Here is an 18052-nt window from a genome sequence, read left to right as displayed (position 1 = left end):
CAAGGTGCATCAATTCATCCCATCATTCTATGATGGCGCACATGCCTCCCGCAGCAGACACCACCGCCTCCCCACGAACCGAGGCCCGGCCGCAGACCGAGCGGCCCTCCCAGCCCCCCAAGTACCTCGGCTGGCTCTTCGTCGTCGCGATCGCCGCCGCCGCCTTCAACCTGCGCCCCGTGGTCACCAGCCTCGGCCCGCTGCTCGTCCAGGTCCGTACCGACCTCGGGATGAACCCGACGCTGGCCGGGCTGCTCGCCGCCGTCCCGTCGCTGTGCTTCGCGCTGTTCGGCTTCGCCGCCCCCGCGGCGGCGCGCCGGATCGGCCCGATCGCGGTGATCACGGCCGGCATGGGCGCGATCACGGCAGGCGTGCTGGCCCGCTCCTTCGCCGGCGGTACGGCGGTGTTCCTGCTGCTGACCGCGCTCGCGCTGGCCGGGGTGGCGGTCTCCAACGTGCTGCTGCCGGTGGTGATCAAGCGGTACTTCCCGGAGAGGGTCGGTCCGATGATCGGCCTGTACTCCATGGCGCTGTCCGCCGGCACCGCGCTGGCCGCGCTGGTCAGCGTGCCGCTGACCAGCGCGCTCGGCGGCGACTGGCGCTACGGCCTGGGCAGCTGGGCCGCCCTGGGCGCGCTGGCCCTGGTGCTCTGGCTGCCGCTGCTGATCGCCAAGCGCGAGCGCGGCGAGCGGGCCGACGGCGCCGCCGCCCCCGCCAGGCTGCCGATCACCCGCAGCCGCACGGCCTGGGCGCTGGCCTGCTTCTTCGGCCTCCAGGCCACCGGTGCGTACGTGGTGATGGGCTTCCTGCCGACGATCTTCCAGGACGCCGGCATCGACAAGGGCACCTCCGGGGTGCTGCTCGCGGTCACCATGATGATCGGTGTGCCGGTCTCCTTCGTGCTGCCCAACCTGGCCGCCCGGCGCGGCGACCAGCGGCTCTTCGTGGTCGTGCTGGCCGCCTGCGGCATCGTCGGGTACGCCGGCCTGGCGCTCGCCCCGGCCGGCGGGGCGTGGGCGTGGGCCGTACTGGTGGGCCTGTCCAACTGCGCGTTCCCGCTGGTGCTGACCATGATCGGGCTGCGCGCCCGGACCGCGGGCGGGGTGGCGCAGCTGTCCGTCTTCTCCCAGGGCGTCGGCTACCTGATCTCCATCCCGGGCCCGATCCTGGTCGGCCGGATCTACCAGGCCACCGGCGAGTGGTACGGGCCGCTGGGCTTCCTCGCGCTGCTGCTGGTGCCGCAGATGCTGTTCGGTCTGCGCGCCGCGCGGGCCCGGCACATCGAGGACGAGGCCGTCCACCCGGAGGCGGCGCAGGTCAAGGCCTGACCGGAAAGGTCAAGGCCTGGCCAAAGCGGCGGGGCCAGCGCGGGACGGGCGTGTTCGGGGTGGGAGAATCCCGACATGCCCGTTCTCGATCCCAATCCGACCGACGGCCGCAAGCAGCTCGGCCGTATCGCCTTCGCCATCGTCGGCATCGTGGTGCTGGTGGCGATCATCGCCAGCTTCGCCGACGCGCTCGGCTGACCGCCTCCGTCCGGCACCTCCGGCCGTCCGGCCGTCGCACTCCCGCCCCCCTGCTCCGGCCGGGGTGACTCCCGCCGCGGCGACTCCCGGTGGCGCTCCGGCGAACGGAGCGCGATGGCACCCGCCGCCTCCGGGAGTGGCGGCAACCGGGGGCGTCGCGCCCCCGGGCGGCTTTTCTGCCAAGCTTGCTGGGTATGAGCGCCGACACGCCCCGCAGGATCATCGTTCTCCGCCACGCCAAGGCCGACTGGCCCAACGGCGTGGACGACCACGAGCGGCCGCTGGCCGACCGGGGCCGCAACCAGGCCCCGGACGCCGGCCGCTGGCTGGCCGACTCCGGCATCAACCCCGAATACGTGCTCTGCTCCACCGCGCTGCGCACCCGCGAGACGTGGAAGCTGGCCGCGCACGAGCTGCCCAAGCGGGCCCGCAAGACCGTGTACGAGGACCGGATCTACGAGGCCAGCCCGGGCGAGATCATCGCCGTCCTCCAGGAGACCCCGGAGGAGTACGCGGACGTGGTGCTGGTCGGCCACAACCCCGGCGTGCTGGGCCTGACCCAGGTGCTGGCCGGGGACGCGGGCGACCGGGACGCGCTGGAGCGGCTGCGGCTGGGCGGCTTCCCGACGGCGGCGATCGCGGTGCTCAGCTTCTCCGGCTCCTGGAAGGGCGTCGAGCCGGGCGTGGCGGAGCTGGTCTCGTACCACACGCCGCAGGACTGACCTCCGGTCCACACGCCGCAGGACTGACCTCCGGTCCGCACGCCGCAAAACTGACCTCCGGTCCGCACGGCGAGGACCGACGTCCGGTCCCCGGGCGGGGCCGACGTCCGGAACGTCAGCGAGGGGCGTGCGGATCGGATCCGCACGCCCCTCGGTTGCTTCCGCAGGCCCTACTCGGTCGGGGTGCCGTCCAGCACGTCGGCCGCCTCGACCTCCTCGCGGGTGATGCCCAGCAGGTACAGCACGGTGTCCAGGAACGGCACGTTCACCGCGGTGTCGGCGGCCTCGCGTACCACCGGCTTGGCGTTGAAGGCCACCCCGAGCCCGGCCGCGTTCAGCATGTCCAGGTCGTTGGCGCCGTCGCCGATCGCCACCGTCTGCTCCAGCGGAACCTTCGCCAGCTCGGCGAAACGGGCCAGCCAGCGGGCCTTGCCGGCCCGGTCCACGATCTCGCCGACCACCCGGCCGGTGAACTTCCCGTCCACCACCTCCAGGGTGTTGGCGGCCGCGAAGTCCAGCCCCAGCAGCTCCACCAGGTGGTCGGTGACCTGGGTGAACCCGCCGGAGACCACGGCGACCTGGAAGCCCAGGCGCTGCAGCGTCCGGATCAGGGTGCGCGCGCCCGGGGTGAGCCGGACCTCCGAGCGGACCTTCTCGGTCACCGAGGCGTCCAGCCCCGCCAGCAGCGCCACCCGGGCGTGCAGCGACTCGGCGAAGTCCAGCTCGCCGCGCATCGCCGCCGCCGTCACCTCGGCCACCTGCTCCTCGCAGCCCGCGTGGGCGGCGAACAGCTCGATCACCTCGTCCTGGATGAGCGTGGAGTCCACGTCCATCACCACCAGCCGCTTGGCCCGGCGCTCCAGCCCGGCCGCCACCACCGCGACGTCCACCCGCTGGGCGGCCGCCTCCGGGGCCAGCTCGGCCCGCAGCTCCTCGGTGGCCACACCCGAGACGGCCAGCTCGACGGCCGTCACCGGGTACTTGGCGAGCCGGAAGACCCGGTCGATGTTGCCGCCCGCCGCGGTGATCCGGGAGGTGAGCGCGGAGACGGCGGAGGCGGTCAGCGGGTTGCCGAGCACCGTGACGTGCGAACGGCCCTCGCGGCGCGGCCGGTTGTCACCGATGCCGGAGAGGATCTCGGCCTGAAGCTTCTGCTCCTCCGCCCAGCGGTGGACGGTGGCGCGCAGGCCGCCCTCGGCGCCGGGGGCCGAGGGCGGGGTGACCAGGGCGCACAGCGTGATGCGGCCACGGGTGACGACCTGCTCGATGTCGATCACGTCGACGCCGAAGCCGGCGAGGGTGGCGAAGAGGCCGGCGGTGATGCCGGGGCGGTCCTTGCCGAACACCTTGACGAGCAGGGTGCGCGAGTCCGCGGTCCGGGGCTGGGAGGCGGGGAGGGGCTCAGCGGCCAAGGGCGATGCGTTCATGGTGCCTCCCACGCTACCCGCCGGCCGCCGGCCCCAGAGCACCCGTCCCACGAGGCGGGATACCGGAGTGCACGGATCCGTAGCAGCCTGGTCACAGTCACCCGGGGTGACTTTCGTCGGCCGACCGGCGGCTGGAATGATTCCCCCCGTCAGTCAGAGGAACAGTGCGTCCCCGGCCGGGGGCCACAAATCGGGGGAACCGAGAGAGCGGGGCAGGCGAGCAGTGCCGCAACTCGTCATCGAGATCAACGGACAGCAGCGGACTCTGGAGCCCGGGCGGTCCTACACCATCGGGCGCAACCCGCAGTCGGACTTCCCGTTCGAGGACGCCAGGGTCTCCTGGCAGCACGGGACCATCAGCTTCAACGGCAGCGGTTGGCAACTGGACGACCACGGCAGCACCAACGGCACCTTCGTGGCCGGCGCCCGCACCACGCAGGCCCAGCTGTTCCCCGGCGCCGTGGTGAACCTGGGCAACCCCGAGAACGGCCCCCGGCTCGCCTTCTCCGCACCGGTGCACGCCGCCGCCCCGCAGCACTCCCCGGTGCACGACGCCGCCACCGCCCGCGGCCCCGTCCCGACGCCCCAGCCGCCCGGCCCGCAGCAGGCCTGGCCGCCGCAGGACCCGTACCAGCAGCAGCCGGCGCAGCATCAGCAGGCCTGGCCCGGCCAGCCGCAGCCCCAACAGCAGTACGCGCCGCCGCAGCAGTACGCGCCGCAGCCGCAGCCCCAGCACCCGGGCTTCCCGCAGCAGCAGGCCCACCCGCAGCAGCCGCCGGCGCACGACTCCGGCAGCGGAGGCCCGCAGCCGACGATCATCCGCAACCTGACGGCCGCCATGCGCACCGTCAGGATCGGCCGCGCGCTCGACAACGACATCGTGGTGTCCGACCTCCAGGTCTCCCGCCACCACGCCGAGCTGCGCCAGCTGCCGGACGGCCGCTACGAGATCGTCGACCTCGGCAGCCACAACGGCATCTACCTCAACGGCCAGCGGGTGCAGCGTCAGCTGATGGGCCCGAAGGACCGGCTGACGGTCGGCCACTCCGGCTTCGTGCTGGTCGGCGACCAGCTCCAGGAGTTCGTCGACACCGGCGCGGTCTCCTTCTCCGCCCGCCACCTGACCGTCGAGGTCGAGCACAAGGGCGGCAGGAAGATCCTGCTCGACGACGTCAGCTTCGGCGTCCCGGAGAAGTCCCTGGTCGCCGTCATCGGCCCGTCCGGCTCCGGCAAGTCCACCCTGCTGCGCGCCCTCACCGGCTACCGCCCGGCCGACCGCGGCGAGGTCCTGTACGACGGCCGCAACCTCTACAAGCAGTTCGCCGAACTCCGCTCCCGCATCGGCCTGGTGCCGCAGTCGGAGATCCTGCACCGCGAGCTCACCGTCCGGAACGGCCTCAAGTACGCGGCCCGGCTGCGCTTCCCCGGCGACACCGAGGCCCGCGAGCGCGAGGCCCGGATCGACGAGGTGCTGTACGAGCTGCGCCTGGACAAGCGCGCCGACAACAAGATCACCGCGCTCTCCGGCGGCCAGCAGAAGCGCGTCTCGGTCGCCCTGGAGCTGCTCACCAAGCCCTCGCTGATCTTCCTGGACGAGCCCACCTCGGGCCTCGACCCGGGCATGGACCGCGAGGTCATGCAGATGCTGCGCGGCCTGGCCGACGACGGCCGCACCATCCTGGTCGTCACCCACTCGGTGGCCGAACTCGCGCTCTGCGACCGACTGTTGGTGATGGCGCCGGGCGGCTCGGTGGCCTACTTCGGCCCGCCGGACGAGGCGCTGCACTTCTTCGGGTACGAGACCTGGGCGGACGTCTTCCAGGCCTTCGAGAACTTCCCGGACCACGACTGGGCCGGCCGCTACCGCGGCTCCGTGCACTACCAGCAGTACTCCGCCCCCACCGTGGAGGCGGGCGAGGTGCAGCACGCTCAGGTCGCCCAGGAGGCCGTCAGGCCGCCCAAGCCGCAGAGCTGGGGCTCGCAGCTGTGGACGCTGATGCGCCGCTACATGTCGGTGCTCGCCTCGGACCGCGGCTTCCTGGCGCTGTCGGTGCTGCTGCCCGCGGTCATCGGCGCGGTGAGCGTGCTGGTGCCCAACGAGGCCGGACTGGCCCGGAACGCCAAGAGCCAACTGGGGCTCAACGGCGGAGCCGCGACGATCATCATGATCCTCGCGATCGGCGCCTGCTTCTCCGGAGCGGCCAACTCCGTCCGGGAGCTCATCAAGGAACGCGCGATCTACGAACGGGAACGCGCCACCGGGCTCTCCCGCTCGGCGTACATGATGTCCAAGGTCATCGTGCTGGGCATCTTCAGCGTGATCCAGGGCGCCATCATCTCCGCCGTCGGCTTCCTGCCGCGCAAGCTGCCCGAGCACGGCCTCATCGTGAAGAACCTGCCGGTCATCGAGATGACCATCGGCATGATCCTGCTCAGCTTCACCGCGATGATGTTCGGCCTGATGATCTCGGCCCTGGTGAAGACCTCCGAGAAGACCATGCCGCTGCTGGTCATGTTCGCCATCGTCCAGGTCGTCTTCACCGGCTGCCTCTTCCAGATCTTCAGCAAGCCCGGTCTGGAGCAGGCCGCCTGGCTGATGCCGGCCCGCTGGGGCACCGGCATCGTGGCCACCACGCTCGACCTGTCCAAGCTGATGGGGCCCTGGAACAAGGACTTCCAGAACCCCAACTACGACCCGCTGTGGAAGAGCAGCGTCGCCCAGTGGGCGATCGACGCCGGCGTGCTGATCGTCATCTCGATCGTGATCGGCGTGATCGTGACCCGGCTCCAGCGCCGGCACGAGCCCGAGGTCATGCAGAAGGGCTGACCCGTGCCACGGAAGGGCGCTCTCCCCGGTCGGGGGGAGCGCCCTTCGCGTTGGCCGGGCCGGGCACCGAGCGGCGGGCGCCGGACGGCGGAGGGCCGTGACGACCAGTGCTGGGCCCACCGGCCTAGGGCCCTGGACGGACGCGGCCGCGCCTGCGGCGGCGGTAGTTTGGCGGTATGCCCCGCACCACCGGAGACCACCGGGCCCCCGCCGACCCGCCGCCCGCCTGCGACCCGCTGACCGGCATCGAGGCCGTCAGCCAGGCGCTGCTGGCGATGAGCCGGCACCTGGAGGTCCGCGAGGTGCTGCGCCGCATCACCGCCTCCGCCCGGGACCTCCTCGGCGCCGAGTACGCGGCCCTGGGCGTGCCCGACGACCACGGCGGCTTCGCCCAGTTCGTCGTCGACGGCGTCACCGACGAGCAGTGGCGGGCGATCGGCCCGCTGCCCCGTCAGCACGGCGTGCTCGCCGAACTGCTGCACGAGACCGGCCCCACCCGCCTCGCCGACGTCCGCAGGGCCCCCGCCTTCGAGGGCTGGCCCGCCGCCCACCCCGAGATGGACGCCTTCCTCGGCATGCCGGTCCTGGACACCGAGGCCGACGAGGACGAACCCCAGGTGATGGGCGTCATCTTCCTCGCCAACAAGCGCGGCGGCGGCCTGTTCACCGACCACGACGAGGAACTGCTGCGGATCCTCGCCGCCCACGCCGCCCTCGCCCTCTCCAACGCCCGCCTGTACGAGCGCAGCCGCGAGCTCACCCTGGCCGGCGAGCGCGCCAGGATCGCCCACGACCTGCACGACGCCGTCTCGCAGAAGCTCTTCTCGCTGCGCCTCACCGCCAAGGCCGCCGCCACACTGGTCGACCGCGACCCGGCCCGCGCCCGCGCCGAACTCGCCGAGGTCGCCCGGCTGGCCGCCGAGGCCGCCGACGAACTGCGCGCCGTGGTGGTCGAACTGCGCCCCGCCGCCCTGGAGGAGGACGGGCTGAGCGCCACCCTCGCCTCCCAGGTGCAGGTCCTGGACCGCGCCCACGCCGCCGACGTCGCCTTCGCCGCCGACGGCGTCCGCGCCCTGCCGCCCGCCCAGGAGGCCGCCCTGCTGAGGGTCGCCCAGGAGGCGCTGCACAACGCGCTGCGCCACTCCGGCGCCCGCCGGGTCACCGTCACCCTGGTCGGGACGCCCGCGCGCGGCGCCGTGCTGCGGGTGCGCGACGACGGGCGCGGCTTCGACCCCGAGTCCGTCCGCCGGGCCGGCCGCCACCTCGGCCTGGCCTCGATGCGCGACCGCGCGGCCGCCGTCGGCGGCACGCTCACCCTGGAGTCGGCCCCCGGCCGGGGGACGCTCGTCGAGATGGAGGTCCCCGGTGCCTGAGAGCACGCCGTCGATCCGCGTCCTGCTGGTCGACGACCACCAGGTGGTCCGCCGCGGGCTGCGCACCTTCCTGGAGGTCCAGGACGACATCGAGGTGGTCGGGGAGGCCGCCGACGGGGCCGAGGGCGTCGAGCGCGCCCGCGAACTCGACCCGGACGTCGTCCTGATGGACCTCAAGATGCCCGGCGTCGACGGCATCGAGGCGCTGCGCACGCTCAAGGACGAGGGCAGCCGGGCCCGGATCCTGATCGTGACGAGTTTCACCGAGCACCGCACCATGGTCCCCGCGCTGCGGGCCGGCGCCGCAGGGTACGTCTACAAGGACGTGGACCCGGAGGCGCTGGCCGGGGCGATCCGCTCGGTGCACGCCGGACACGTGCTGCTCCAGCCCGAACTGGCCGAGGCCCTGCTCTCCGACGACGGCCCGCGCGCCCCGCAGGGCCGCGGCGGCACCCTCACCGAGCGCGAGCGCGAGGTGCTCGGCCACATCGCCGACGGCCGTTCCAACCGGGAGATCGCCCGCAGCCTGCACCTGTCGGAGAAGACGGTGAAGACGCACGTCTCCAACATCCTGATGAAGCTGGACCTCGCCGACCGCACCCAGGCCGCGCTCTGGGCCGTCCGGCACGGCGAGGCCCGGGAGGTTTAGGCCCGGGAGGTCTGAGGCCCGGCAAGGCCGGAGCGGTCGGGGGAGTCCTAGCGCTCCTCGCGCTCGTCGACCATGGCGTTGTAGGCGGCCACCTGGGCACGGCGTGCGGTGCGCCACAGCGGCGCCAGGACGGACTGGCGGGCGGCCATCTCCGAGGCGCTGACCGCCGCGCCGTGCCCGCCGGAGGCGATCGTCAGCAGTGCGGACACCTGTCGGGCCGACTCCAGGATCCGGACGGCGCGCGGCGGGTAGCCGGGCGCGAGCAGCTCGCCGTGGCCGCGCCGACGGTAGGCGTCGAGGGCGCGCAGCGCCTCCGGCCCGGCACCGGCCACGTCGAGCCGGGAGAGCAGGACGGTCGCCTCGCGCAGCCCGTCCGCCAGCTCGCGCTCGGCCTCGTGCAGCGAGGGCACGTCGGCCGGCGGGGCGTCGTTGACCTCGGAGCAGCGCCACAGCACGGTGGCCGAGCGGTCCCCGGCCGGGCCGAACACCTCCACCTCCGGCACCAGCCCGAGCGGCACCCCCACCGCGAGCACCGCCTCGCCCGCCTCCATGGCCCGGGCGTTGAAGTCCGCCGGGCCGGTCAGCCCCAGCGGGTGCCCGGTCGAGGGCAGCGCCAGCCGCAGGCCCTTCACGCCCAGCACCCGCAGCCGGCCCAGCGCCCAGGTCAGCCCGTGGCGCTCGCCCGGGGCGTCCCCGGGCAGCCCGGTCACCCGGTGGCCCTCGTCGGCGCCCAGGACGGCCGTGGCGGCGTCGTCAGGCGCCACCAGGCCGCTCAGCAGGGCGTTGCCCCAGGCGGTCAGCCGCCCCGAACGGGGCTCTTCGTACGGATTGTCGGCAGGTGTGGCGAGCATCCGGCCAGCCTACGGAATCGGCGGTCATCCGCGTGGCGTAGGTTTGCCCATGCGTGTGCGGCGCACCCACCCCGTGCCCACCGGCTGCCGGAGTAGGCGCGCCGCCCGCACCGACGGCCGAGATTTTTTGTTTGGGGAAGGCATAGGCATGAGCGACGTGCTGGAGCTGGTGGACGTATCCGTGGTCCGGGAGGGGCGCGCGCTGGTCGACCAGGTCTCGTGGTCCATCTCGGAGGGTGAGCGCTGGGTCATCCTGGGCCCGAACGGCGCCGGCAAGACCACCCTGCTGCAGATCGCCTCCTCGTACCTGTTCCCGACCTCGGGCAAGGTCTCGGTGCTGGGCGAGAAGCTCGGCGAGGTCGACGTCTTCGAGCTGCGCTCCCGGATCGGGCTGGCCGGCGCCGCCATGTTCGACAAGCTGCCGGCCGAGCAGACCGTGCTGCAGACGGTGCTCACCGCCGCGTACGGCATGACGGTCAGCTGGCAGGAGACCTACGAGCAGTCCGACGAGGGCCGTGCCCTCGCCCTGCTCGACCGCCTCGGCATGGCCAACCTCACCGGCCGCAAGTTCGGCACCCTCTCCGAGGGCGAGCGCAAGCGCACCCTGATCGCCCGGGCCCTGATGACCGACCCCGAGCTGCTGCTGCTCGACGAGCCTGCGGCCGGCCTGGACCTCGGCGGCCGAGAGGACCTGGTCCGCCGGCTGGGCGCGCTGGCCCAGGACGAGTTCGCCCCGGCCATGGCGATGGTCACCCACCACGTCGAGGAGATCGCCCCCGGCTTCACCCACGTCCTGATGATCCGTCAGGGCAAGGTGCTCACCGCCGGCCCGATCGACACCGAGCTGACCGCCCGCAACCTCTCCAAGTGCTTCGGTCTGCCGCTCACCCTGGAGCGCCACGGGGACCGCTGGTCGGCCCAGGGCCTGCCGCTGGGCTGAGCCCCCGTCCGCCCCGTCGCGGGGCCCCACTCGTCCGTCACACGGAAGGCCGTCGGGACCGGTCGCACGCGCGACCGGTTTCCGCCCCTCGACCTGCGGGAACCGTCCCCTGAAGGCCCTTCGCTCCCTAGGATGGACGTGTGGACAGCTGGATCTGGTGGCTCCTGGCCGCCGCGGCCCTCGGCATACCGCTGGTGCTCACCGCGATGCCGGAGTTCGCCATGTTCGCCGTCGGATCGCTGGCCGCCGCCGGCGTGGCCGGACTGGGCGGGGGAGTGGTCCTCCAGGCCGTGACCTTCCTCGTGGTGTCGGTCGCGCTGGTGGTCGTCGTCCGTCCGATCGCCTACCGGCAGCTCCAGAAGGGCCCGCAGGTCAAGATGGGCATCGAGGCGCTCCAGGGCGCCACCGCGGTCGTCGCGGAAACCGTCGACGGGGAGGGCGGACGGATCAAGCTGAACGGCGAGATCTGGTCGGCCCGCGCGCTCCACCCGGACCAGGTCTACCAGCCCGGGCAGCAGGTCGACGTCGTCGAAATCCAGGGCGCGACCGCCCTGGTCGTCTAGGGGAGAGTCCGTGGAACCCGTCCTTATCGTTTTGGTCGTCCTGGTCGTGGTGGCCTTCATCGCGCTGATCAAGACGATCCAGGTCATCCCGCAGGCCAGCGCCGCGATCGTGGAGCGCTTCGGCCGCTACACCCGGACGCTCAACGCAGGGCTGAACATCGTCGTCCCGTTCATCGACCGCGTCCGCAACCGGATCGACCTGCGCGAGCAGGTCGTGCCGTTCCCGCCGCAGCCGGTGATCACCCAGGACAACCTGGTCGTCAACATCGACACCGTCATCTACTACCAGGTGACCGACGCCCGCGCCGCCACCTACGAGGTCGCCAGCTACATCCAGGCGATCGAGCAGCTGACCGTCACCACGCTGCGCAACATCATCGGCTCGATGGACCTGGAGTCGACCCTGACCTCGCGCGAGGTCATCAACGCCGGCCTGCGCGGCGTCCTGGACGAGGCCACGGGCAAGTGGGGCATCCGGGTCAACCGCGTCGAGCTGAAGGCGATCGAGCCGCCGACCTCCATCCAGGACTCGATGGAGAAGCAGATGCGCGCCGACCGTGACAAGCGCGCCGCGATCCTCACCGCCGAGGGCCAGCGCCAGGCCCAGATCCTCAAGGCCGAGGGTGAGAAGCAGGCCGAGGTGCTCAAGGCCGAGGGTGAGGCCCAGGCCGCGGTGCTGCGCGCCGACGGTGAGGCGGCCGCGATCCGGACGGTCTTCGAGGCGATCCACGACGGCGACGCCGACCAGAAGCTGCTCGCCTACCAGTACCTCCAGACCCTGCCCGAGCTGGCCAAGGGCGACTCCAACAAGCTGTGGATCATCCCCAGCGAGGTCGGCGACGCGCTCAAGGGCCTCGGCGGCGCCTTCACCGGTCTGACCGGCAACGGCGGCGGCGTGAACGGCGGCGCGCTCGCGGCGCCGAGCGTCCCGCAGGCGGCCCCGGCGGCCACCCAGGTGCCGATCGACCCGGCGGCCGGGCCGCGCCCGGTGGACGTCGAGAAGGGTGCCGCCCGTCCCCGGGTGGACCCGGCGCGGGAGTACCGCAAGATCGACCCGGAGTGATCGGTCGAACATCCCGTCAGGGGCCCGCTGCCACGGGGCGGCGGGCCCTCGGCGTTCCCGGTGGCACTGTGGCGTGCGTCCCGAATGCCGGGAGGGTCTGGTCCGGCCGCCGGAGGTCCGGCATGATCCCCCTCGGACAGGACCGAGAGGAGAGGTGACCCATGACGCTCTGGGAGGCGATCGCCGTCCTGGTGGCCGGTGTCGGTGCCGGGATGATCAATGTGATCGTCGGCTCCGGCACCCTGATCACCTTCCCGGTCCTGCTCGCCGTCGGCATCCCACCGGTCACCGCGAACGTCTCCAACTCCTTCGGCCTGGTGCCCGGCTCGCTCAGCGGTGTGATCGGCTACCGCCGCGAACTGGCCGGCCAGGGTCGTCGGCTGCTGCGCCTGGGCAGCGCCTCGCTGCTCGGCGGACTGGTCGGCGCGCTGCTGCTGATCAAGCTGCCGAAGGGCGCCTTCGACGCGATCGTGCCGGTGCTGATCCTGCTCGCCCTGGTCCTGGTGGTGATCCAGCCCTGGGTGGCCAAGGCCGTCGCCGCCCGTCGCCGCCCCGGCGGCGACCCGGACGGCAGCCTGGTGCTGCTGGTCGGGGTCTTCCTCACCGGCATCTACGGCGGCTACTTCGGCGCCGCCCAGGGCGTCCTGCTGATGGCGCTGATGGGCATGCTCCTCCAGGAGGACCTGCAGCGGATCAACGCGGTGAAGAACGCCCTGGCGCTGATCGTCAACGGGGTCGCCGCACTGTTCTTCCTGTTCACCTCGACGGTGAACTGGACGGCCGCCGGGCTGATCGCGGCGGGCTCGCTGGTCGGCGGCCTGCTCGGCGCCAAGGTCGGCCGCCGGATGCGGCCGGCCGCGCTGCGCGGGGTCATCGTGGTGGTCGGACTCGTGGCCGTCATCAGGCTGCTGGCGAGTTGACGGTCCGTCAGTCCACTGGACCAGTAGGTTGGACCGGTTCGCAGCTCGACCGACCACGAACGGGAGCGCACCGATGAGCAGCAGGGAACGGCTGACCGAGGACGAGATCAGGACGGCGCTGGCGGCCGTGCCGCTCTGGAGCCGGGAGGGCGACAGCATCGTCCGCAGCGCCGACGCCCCGGACTTCCCGGCGGCGATCCGGGTGGTCGTCGCCGTCGCCGAGCAGGCCGAGGCGCTGGACCACCACCCCGACGTCGACATCCGTTGGCGCACCCTGCGCTTCGTCCTGTCCACCCACAGCGCCGGCGGGCTCACCGGCCTGGACTTCACCCTCGCCGCCCGCATCGACGAGGCCCTGCACGCCGAGTCGGCGGCCTGAGGCCGGCCCGCCGGGCGGGCGTCGAGGGCCCGGACGGCGCGCCCGCGCGGGCGTGAGATGCTGACTGCCGCAAGCGGCAGGCGGCCGGGGGCTGGGAGGGACGGAACGATGGCGCAGGAGCCCTTCGGAGACCCCCACGCCCAGCAGCAGCCGTGGTACCCCCAGGAGCAGCAGGACGGGTACTACGGGCAACCCCAGTCCCAGCCCCAGTCTCAGTCCCATCCCCTGCCCCAGCAGCGGACGCCGCAGCAGGCGCAGTGGCCGCAGGAGGGCTACGGCCCGGTCGAGTACGGGCAGCAGCCGCAGTACGGGCAGTCCGAGTGGTCGCACGGTCAGGGCGGTTACGGTCCGACCGGGTACGCCGAGGGCGGCTACGTCCAGGGGGCGTACGGCGAGCAGGGGCAGTACCAGCCGTACCAGCAGCAGTACCCGCCGTACGCCGCCGAGCAGCAGCAGCCCGCGCAGGAGGGGCTGTACGTCCCGGCGGGGGCCGAGTACTCCGCCGACGGCTACGTGCACCTGGAGGAGCCGGAGCCCGTACCCGAGGCCGGGGAGGAACAGCCCCCCGCCGAGTCGTCCGAGTCCGAGCCGGAGTCCGACGCCAAGCCCGCCGCGCCGTCGCGGGCCGCCGCCCGTCGTCGGGGCGGCTCCGGCTCCGGAGGGGCGCTGGCGGCCAGGGCCAGGGCGGCCGCCGACTCCGTACTGACCGGGGAGCACGTGCCCGGCCGCCGGGCCCTGCTGGTGCGGGCCGGGGCCGGGGTGGCCGCGCTCGGGGTGCTGATCGCCGCCGCGCTGACGGTCGGCGCCGAGGGCGGTGGCAGCGCGGTCGCGTCCGGCGGCGGCGAGCCCGGGTTCGCGGTGGCGCACACCAAGGCGTGGTCCGTGCAGGCGGCCGGCGCCGGGCAGACCGGGCAACCCGGGCAGACCGGGCAACCCGGGCAGACCGGGCAACCGGGGCAGCCCGGGGGAGACGACACGCTGGTCGGCAGCTGGTTGCTGACCGACGCGGTGGTCCGGGCCGACGGATCGGGCGTGCACGCGTACGACCGGGCGGCGGGCAAGCCGGCCTGGTCGGTCGAGCCGCCGGCGGCCGGGGCCGTCCCCTGCGGACTGTCGGCGGGCGTGAACCCGGCCGGGCTGGGGGCGGTCCTGTTCCGGCCGCAGGCCGACCCGAAGAGCCCCTGCACGCTGGTGGCCGCCGTGGACACCAAGACCGGCAAGACCGCCTGGACCAAGACCCTCTCGGACGCCAAGGACTCGTACGGCGCACGGATCGGCGTCACCGAGGACAAGGTGATCGCGGTCGGCGACGACCGGGTGGTGGCCTGGGACACGGCCGAGGGCAAGGACGTCTGGCAGTACACCGGGCAGGGCAAGTTCTGCACCCTGTCCGGCGGTGTGACCGGCAAGACCGTGCTGGTCGCCTCCACCTGCGCCGACTCGACCCCGGCCGACCAGGCCGTCGCACTGAACACGGTGGACGGCAAGGTCGCCTGGTGGCGAGGACTGAACAACCAGCCGAAGACGGTGACGGTGCTCTCCGCCGAGCCGGCCGTGGTGCTCACCACCGGCGGGAAGCCGGAGGACGACCGGGTGTTCGCCTGGGGTGCGGCCGGTGACCCGGCCGCCGAGATCCCGGTGGTCGTGGACGGCGGCCGCCTGGACGTCTCCCACGGTACGTTTTCGGCCACTCCCGACGTGTTCTTCGAGGGCCGCACCATGGTCGCCGCCCTGGTCCCGGCGAACGGCGGCGGGCCGGTGTCCGCGGTCGGCTACGACCTGGACACCGGCAAGCAGCACTGGAAGGCGCCGGTCACCGCCAAGGGCACCGTCCGGGCGGTCGGCATCGACGGCGGCTCGCTGGTGCTCGCCGCCGACGAACGCCGCGACCAGCCCGCCCACCTCATCCGCTTCCCGCTGGCGGGTGGCCAGGAGGCGGTCGGCGGCAACTTCCCGCCCGGCACCGGCTCGCTGCTGGTCTCCGGGCGGGTGGCGATCGGCGGCGGGCAGGTGGTCGTGGTGCCCGAGCACTCGGCCAACTTCGGTACGGCGGCGGGCTACCAGGCGAAGGACTGAGCCCGGCTCCCGCGGTTCTCAGGCCGCTTCCGGAGCCCCTCTCAGGCCGCCGGGGCCGGCTGCCCCGGTATGGCCGGCAGCCAGTCGGCGAGCTCCCGGGCCTCCGAGCCGCGCAGCCCGAGCGCCAGCATCAGGGTGGCCTGCGGCGTCGGCACGAACGGCCGCCGCAGCAGCTTCATCCCGGCCTGCTCCGGTGTCCGGTCGGCCTTGCGCTGGTTGTCCTCCGCGCACGCGGCCACGGTGTTCATCCAGCTGTCCGCACCGCCGCGCGACCTGGGCTGGAGGTGGTCCACCGTGGTGGCCCGGCGCCCGCAGTACGCGCACAGGTGCTGGTCCCGGGCCAGCACGCCCCGTCGGGACCACGGGGCCTGTTGTCGGAACGGCACCCGTACGTACCGTTGCAGTCTGATCACCCGGGGCACCGGGACGGTGACGCCCGTACCTCGTATCGAGCGCAGCGGATGCGCCTGCTCCACCACCGCCTTGTCCTGGAGCACCAGGACGACGGCGCGCTGGAGCGACACCGTCGTCAGGGGCTCGTAGCTCGCGTTCAGAACCAGCGTGTTGCGCACTCGGCACACCCTTCCCACGGGCGTGCCACGGCGGCACGACCGTCTCCACACACGTCACTGCCGCCGTACGGCGGTGGAACCACTCTGAATGGGCCCGCAGCCGACGAACAACGGAATTTCCGGTATCGGCGGCACCTCGCGGGAGTGCCTCGGGGAAAACTCGCTGGCCGGAACCGCGTAGGCTCTATCAGGCTGGAGTCGTACCGACCCGGGGGCCCGACCGAACCGGGCCGTCGCCGGGCGGACGCCCGATCGAAGGAGAAGCGTGACCGTGACGGACATCGTCGACGAGCTGCGGTGGCGTGGGCTGATCGCCCTGTCCACTGACGAGGACGCACTGCGCAAGGCGTTCGCGGACGGCCCGGTCACGTTCTATTGCGGCTTCGACCCGACGGCCCCCAGCCTGCACCTCGGCAACCTGGTGCAGATCCTCACCATGCGCCGCATCCAGCAGGCGGGGAACCTCCCGCTCGGCCTGGTCGGCGGCGCCACGGGCCTGATCGGCGACCCGAAGCCCACCGCCGAGCGCGTGCTCAACGACCCCGAGACGGTGGCCGGCTGGGTGGAGCGCCTGCGCGGCCAGATCTCGCGCTTCCTCGACTTCGAGGGCCAGTACGCGGCGCGCATGGTCAACAACCTGGACTGGACCTCCGGGATGTCGGCCATCAGCCTGCTGCGCGACGTGGGCAAGTACTTCCGCGTGAACAACATGATCGCCAAGGAGGCCGTCGCCCGACGGCTCAACTCCGACGCGGGCATCAGCTACACCGAGTTCAGCTACCAGATCCTCCAGGGCATGGACTACCTGGAGCTGAACCGCCGCTACGGCTGCACCCTGCAGACCGGCGGCAGCGACCAGTGGGGAAACCTCACCGCCGGCACGGACCTGATCCGCAAGGCCGACGGCAAGTCCGTGCACGCGCTGGCCACGCCGCTGATCGTCAAGGCCGACGGCACCAAGTTCGGCAAGACCGAGTCCGGCACGGTCTGGCTCGACCCCGAGCTGACCACTCCGTACGCCTTCTACCAGTTCTGGCTGAACGCGGACGACCGGGACGTCCCCAACTTCCTGCGGATCTTCAGCTTCCGCTCGAAGGAGGAGATCGAGGAGCTGGAGCGCGAGACCACCGAGCGCCCCGCCGCCCGTCTCGCCCAGCGAGCCCTGGCCGAGGAGCTCACGACGTTGGTGCACGGCGCCGAGCAGTACGAGCGCGCGGTCGCCGCGTCCAAGGCGCTGTTCGGGCAGGGCGACCTGGCCGACCTGGAGGCCCCGACCATGGCCGCCGCCCTGGCCGAGGTCCCGAAGGCCGAGGTGTCCGAACTCCAGCCGGTGGTCGACCTGTTGGTCGCCGTCGGCCTGGCGCCGAGCCGCTCGGCCGCCCGCCGGACGATCAAGGAGGGCGGTGCCTACCTCAACAACGTCAAGGTGACGGACGAGGAGGCAGTGCCGACCGAGGCCGACCTGCTGCACGGCCGCTGGCTGGTGCTGCGTCGCGGCAAGCGCAACCTGGCCGCGGCCGAGCTGGTGCCGGCGTCGGCGTGACCGAAACCCGACGCCGCTGACCTGCGGCTTTGACGAACGAGGGCGGGATCCAGCCGGATCCCGCCCTCGACGTTTGACGTTGTCCTCCGAGTGGCCTAGTGTGGAACGAGTCGCTAGAGCGGCCACCCCACTCAGCAAGACCCACCCTCACACTTTGGCGCCCATTCAGTTGGGTCCATTGGCGTCCCGTCAATCGGGTGTGAGCGTGAATTTCGAGATAACTCTCGGAATGCGCTAACGTGGTGGTCGTCGCGAAAAGCGGCCCCGGCCAGTTCGGGAAATCGGATGAATGAAACTCCGGAAAACGGAGCGGAAAACATCTGATAAGCTGGAAACACGAAAGAACGAAGCGCCCGGAGGGCCCGCTGGAAGGCGGCTCGAAGGAAGCGTCCGTTCCTTGAGAACTCAACAGCGTGCCAAAAGTCAACGCCAGATATGTTGACATCCCCGGCCTCAGATTCTTCTGGGGTTGGAGATTCCTTTTGAAATAACACTAGCGAGGACGCAGTGCGCGGGACCACCCTATTCCGGTGGTTGCCGTGCCGCTCAACGCGGGTGTGGACCCGAGGCTTTTAATTAAGCACTGCCGGGTAAACATTCACGGAGAGTTTGATCCTGGCT

General features: G+C 72.3%; 16 protein-coding genes. 13 read left to right on the top strand and 3 right to left on the bottom strand.

Annotated elements, in window-relative coordinates:
• Positions 1-32: 32 nt before the first annotated feature.
• The 3 genes from RZ50_RS00445 (at position 33) to RZ50_RS00440 (ending at position 2248) form a co-directional block, all read left to right on the top strand.
• A complete protein-coding gene (locus tag RZ50_RS00445; protein WP_374199851.1) occupies positions 33-1328 on the top strand; it encodes an MFS transporter in 1296 nt (431 codons plus the stop codon).
• Positions 1329-1403: 75 nt separating this feature from the next.
• On the top strand, positions 1404-1526 hold the full coding sequence (locus RZ50_RS28735; RefSeq protein WP_254801934.1) for an SGM_5486 family transporter-associated protein: 123 nt from the start codon (positions 1404-1406) through the stop codon (positions 1524-1526).
• A 194-nt stretch (positions 1527-1720) separates the two neighbouring features.
• On the top strand, positions 1721-2248 hold the full coding sequence (locus RZ50_RS00440) for a histidine phosphatase family protein (RefSeq protein WP_196947493.1): 528 nt from the start codon (positions 1721-1723) through the stop codon (positions 2246-2248).
• 170 nt (positions 2249-2418) lie between these two features.
• Here the strand turns inward: RZ50_RS00440 and serB are convergent, their stop codons facing one another.
• On the bottom strand, positions 2419-3675 hold the full coding sequence (serB, locus tag RZ50_RS00435) for a phosphoserine phosphatase SerB (protein ID WP_196947494.1): 1257 nt from the start codon (positions 3673-3675) through the stop codon (positions 2419-2421).
• Between the two features lie 223 nt (positions 3676-3898).
• Here serB and RZ50_RS00430 point away from each other — a divergent pair, with 223 nt between their 5' ends.
• From RZ50_RS00430 to RZ50_RS00420, 3 genes are all read left to right on the top strand, one after another.
• Positions 3899-6502, top strand: coding sequence for an FHA domain-containing protein (locus RZ50_RS00430; RefSeq protein ID WP_308271056.1), 2604 nt, complete (start codon positions 3899-3901; stop codon positions 6500-6502).
• A 176-nt stretch (positions 6503-6678) separates the two neighbouring features.
• A complete protein-coding gene (locus RZ50_RS00425; RefSeq protein ID WP_196947496.1) occupies positions 6679-7875 on the top strand; it encodes a GAF domain-containing sensor histidine kinase in 1197 nt (398 codons plus the stop codon).
• Positions 7868-8524 (top strand): response regulator transcription factor, encoded by a 657-nt coding sequence (locus RZ50_RS00420; RefSeq protein ID WP_196947497.1) that lies wholly within the window; start codon positions 7868-7870, stop codon positions 8522-8524. The genes RZ50_RS00425 and RZ50_RS00420 overlap by 8 nt, the downstream gene beginning before the upstream one ends.
• A 47-nt stretch (positions 8525-8571) precedes the next feature.
• Here RZ50_RS00420 and RZ50_RS00415 read toward each other — a convergent pair whose 3' ends face one another.
• A complete protein-coding gene (locus RZ50_RS00415) occupies positions 8572-9375 on the bottom strand; it encodes a hypothetical protein (RefSeq protein WP_196947498.1) in 804 nt (267 codons plus the stop codon).
• Between the two features lie 148 nt (positions 9376-9523).
• Between RZ50_RS00415 and RZ50_RS00410 the strand changes: the two genes are divergently transcribed.
• The 6 genes from RZ50_RS00410 (at position 9524) to RZ50_RS00385 (ending at position 15316) form a co-directional block, all read left to right on the top strand.
• Positions 9524-10315: an ABC transporter ATP-binding protein gene (locus RZ50_RS00410; protein WP_196947499.1), complete on the top strand. Its 792-nt coding sequence runs from the start codon at positions 9524-9526 to the stop codon at positions 10313-10315.
• Between the two features lie 140 nt (positions 10316-10455).
• A complete protein-coding gene (locus RZ50_RS00405) occupies positions 10456-10878 on the top strand; it encodes an NfeD family protein (protein ID WP_308271053.1) in 423 nt (140 codons plus the stop codon).
• Between the two features lie 10 nt (positions 10879-10888).
• On the top strand, positions 10889-11941 hold the full coding sequence (locus tag RZ50_RS00400) for an SPFH domain-containing protein (RefSeq protein ID WP_196947500.1): 1053 nt from the start codon (positions 10889-10891) through the stop codon (positions 11939-11941).
• Between the two features lie 161 nt (positions 11942-12102).
• The gene (locus RZ50_RS00395) at positions 12103-12861 is read left to right on the top strand and encodes a sulfite exporter TauE/SafE family protein (protein WP_196947501.1); all 759 of its coding nucleotides are present in this window, start codon (positions 12103-12105) and stop codon (positions 12859-12861) included.
• Between the two features lie 73 nt (positions 12862-12934).
• Entirely contained in the window at positions 12935-13240 is a 306-nt protein-coding gene (locus RZ50_RS00390; protein ID WP_196947502.1) for a 4a-hydroxytetrahydrobiopterin dehydratase, read from the top strand.
• 108 nt (positions 13241-13348) lie between these two features.
• The gene (locus tag RZ50_RS00385; protein WP_196947503.1) at positions 13349-15316 is read left to right on the top strand and encodes a PQQ-binding-like beta-propeller repeat protein; all 1968 of its coding nucleotides are present in this window, start codon (positions 13349-13351) and stop codon (positions 15314-15316) included.
• A gap of 41 nt (positions 15317-15357) precedes the next feature.
• Here RZ50_RS00385 and RZ50_RS00380 read toward each other — a convergent pair whose 3' ends face one another.
• The gene (locus tag RZ50_RS00380; protein WP_196947504.1) at positions 15358-15888 is read right to left on the bottom strand and encodes an HNH endonuclease; all 531 of its coding nucleotides are present in this window, start codon (positions 15886-15888) and stop codon (positions 15358-15360) included.
• 271 nt (positions 15889-16159) lie between these two features.
• On the opposite strand from RZ50_RS00380, the gene tyrS reads away from it, so the two are divergent.
• Positions 16160-17431 carry a tyrosine--tRNA ligase gene (tyrS, locus tag RZ50_RS00375; RefSeq protein WP_196947506.1) on the top strand — a complete coding sequence of 424 codons (1272 nt, stop codon included), beginning with the start codon at positions 16160-16162 and terminating at the stop codon, positions 17429-17431.
• Positions 17432-18052 lie beyond the last annotated feature (621 nt).

It is taken from the genome of Kitasatospora sp. SUK 42, assembly GCF_015776785.2.
GTDB lineage: Bacteria > Actinomycetota > Actinomycetes > Streptomycetales > Streptomycetaceae > Kitasatospora.
Note: the sequence above shows the minus strand (reverse complement) of the source record. Positions and strands in the feature narration are given on the sequence as shown.

Bases quoted from the DNA above. Each gene is read 5' to 3' on its own strand.
- RZ50_RS00385 (WP_196947503.1), top strand. From the start codon at position 13,349: ATGGCGCAGGAGCCCTTCGGAGACCCCCACGCCCAGCAGCAGCCGTGG.
- RZ50_RS00440 (WP_196947493.1), top strand. From the start codon at position 1,721: ATGAGCGCCGACACGCCCCGCAGGATCATCGTTCTCCGCCACGCCAAG.
- RZ50_RS00390 (WP_196947502.1), top strand. From the start codon at position 12,935: ATGAGCAGCAGGGAACGGCTGACCGAGGACGAGATCAGGACGGCGCTG.
- RZ50_RS28735 (WP_254801934.1), top strand. From the start codon at position 1,404: ATGCCCGTTCTCGATCCCAATCCGACCGACGGCCGCAAGCAGCTCGGC.
- RZ50_RS00425 (WP_196947496.1), top strand. From the start codon at position 6,679: ATGCCCCGCACCACCGGAGACCACCGGGCCCCCGCCGACCCGCCGCCC.
- RZ50_RS00395 (WP_196947501.1), top strand. From the start codon at position 12,103: ATGACGCTCTGGGAGGCGATCGCCGTCCTGGTGGCCGGTGTCGGTGCC.
- RZ50_RS00410 (WP_196947499.1), top strand. From the start codon at position 9,524: ATGAGCGACGTGCTGGAGCTGGTGGACGTATCCGTGGTCCGGGAGGGG.
- RZ50_RS00415 (WP_196947498.1), bottom strand. From the start codon at position 9,375: ATGCTCGCCACACCTGCCGACAATCCGTACGAAGAGCCCCGTTCGGGG.
- serB (WP_196947494.1), bottom strand. From the start codon at position 3,675: ATGAACGCATCGCCCTTGGCCGCTGAGCCCCTCCCCGCCTCCCAGCCC.
- RZ50_RS00445 (WP_374199851.1), top strand. From the start codon at position 33: ATGGCGCACATGCCTCCCGCAGCAGACACCACCGCCTCCCCACGAACC.